This is a genomic window from Streptomyces zingiberis, from assembly GCF_012034935.1.
Taxonomy (GTDB): domain Bacteria; phylum Actinomycetota; class Actinomycetes; order Streptomycetales; family Streptomycetaceae; genus Streptomyces; species Streptomyces zingiberis.
On sequence record NZ_JAATEN010000048.1, the window covers coordinates 1 to 1,775 of the forward strand.

The window sequence follows — 1,775 nt, forward strand, 5'->3', positions numbered from 1 at the left end:
CCGACCCGAACGCGCACCCAACTCCCCATACGACAACTCACCCTCGGCGCCGCTCACCGCCACCGCCTCCGGCGCCACCGCCACCCGCCCCGCGACCAGCTCCGGCACCGGGAGCACCGATTCGGCACCCGGCGCGCCGCCCCACCCCTCCAGCACCCGTACGCGCTCCACCGGTTCCAGCACGTCCAGCCGCCCCACCGGCGCCTCCACGTCCACCGCCATCTGCTCCAGCACCCGGAGGACGCCGCGCGCGATCCGGCCGGCGGCCTCCGGGCCGAACACGTCCGGCCGGTACGTCACGTGGATCCGGAGGCGGTCGCCGGGCACCGCCCCCACGGCCAGCGGGTAGTGCGTGCCGGCCTCGGTGCGGAGCTGGGTGATGGCGATGTCCTCCGCCTCCGGCCCGGCACCGGCGAGGACAGGAGCGCTCCGGGGGTAGTTCTCGAACATCAGCATGGTGTCGAAGCCGGCGCCCGGCCCGGCCAGGTGCTGGATCTCGGGAAGGCGCAGGTGCTGGTGGGCGATGAGCGCCGACTGGTTCTTCTGCGTCCGGGTGAGCGTCTCCGCCACCGGTTCCGCGCCGTCCAGCCGTACCCGGACCGGCAGGGTGTTGATGAACAGGCCGACCATCGCCTCGACACCGGGCAGTTCCGGCGGGCGGCCGGCCACGGTGCCCCCGAACACCACGTCGGTGCGTCCGGTCAGCCGGGCCAGGACCAGCGCCCAGGCCACCTGGACGGCGGTGTTCACGGTCACGCCGAGCGCGCGGACCCGCTCGTCCAGCGCGCGGGTACGCTCCGCGGCGAGTTCGGCGGAGACGGTCTCCGGCGCCACGGCGGATTCGGTGGGGGCGGCGGGAGCGACGAGGGTCGGTTCGTCCGCGCCCGCCAGTTCGGCGCGCCATGCCGCCCGGGCCGCGTCGGGGTCCTGCCGGCCGAGCCAGTCGAGGTAGGAGCGGTACGAGGGCGCGGGCGGAAGCTCCGTCCCGTCACCGCCCGCGGCATAGGCGGCGGACACCTCGCCCAGGACGACGGGGGTGGACCAGCCGTCCACCAGCAGGTGATGACTGGTGACGGCGAGCCGGTACCGCTCGGCCCCCAGCCGGACGAGGAGCAGCCGCAGCAGCGGGGGGCGGGCGGGGTCGAAGCGCCCGGCGAGGTCGTCCGCCGCGAGCCGTTCCGCCTCGGCCTCGGCCGCCGGCAAGGTGGAGAGATCCGCCTCGCGCCAGGGGAGGTCCACGCCGTGGGCCACGACCTGGACCGGTTCGCCGGATTCCAGCCGGTGGAAGCCGGCCCGGAGCGCGGGGTGGCGGGCGAGGACGGCTTCCCAGGAGGCGCGGAGGCGGGGCACGTCCACGGGGCCGTCGAGGGCGAGCAGCCGCTGGCTCTGGTAGACGTCCGGCCCCTGCCGGTCGAAGGTCGCGTGGAAGAGCATGCCCTCCTGGAGGGGTGACAGCGGCCAGATGTCCGTCATGCCCGGGACGGCCGACTCCAGTTCGGTGACGTCGCGCGGGGTCAGGCGGACGAGGGGGAAGTCGGAGGGGGTGTGACCGCCGGCGCCGGGAGCGCCGGCGTGGGCGGCGAGACCGCCGAGGACGTCCAGCCACGCCTGGCCCAGGCCCTCGGCCGCGGCCTGGTCCAGGGCCGCCGCGGGCCAGCTCAGCGTCAGGCTGAGCACCGGACCGTCCTCGGTGTCCCGGACGGTGGCCGCGGCCTCGACGGTGTGCGGGACGGGTGTGCCGGGGTCCACCGAGCCGCCGATGGCGGTCTCGCCCA

The 1,775-nt window shown here is 75.9% G+C and carries 1 protein-coding gene; it reads right to left on the reverse strand.

All coding sequences use genetic code 11. The features are described 5' to 3' along the window. A partial coding sequence (locus HCK00_RS26605) for a condensation domain-containing protein (protein ID WP_240966244.1) occupies nt 1-1,775 on the reverse strand: 1,775 nt, incomplete at both ends.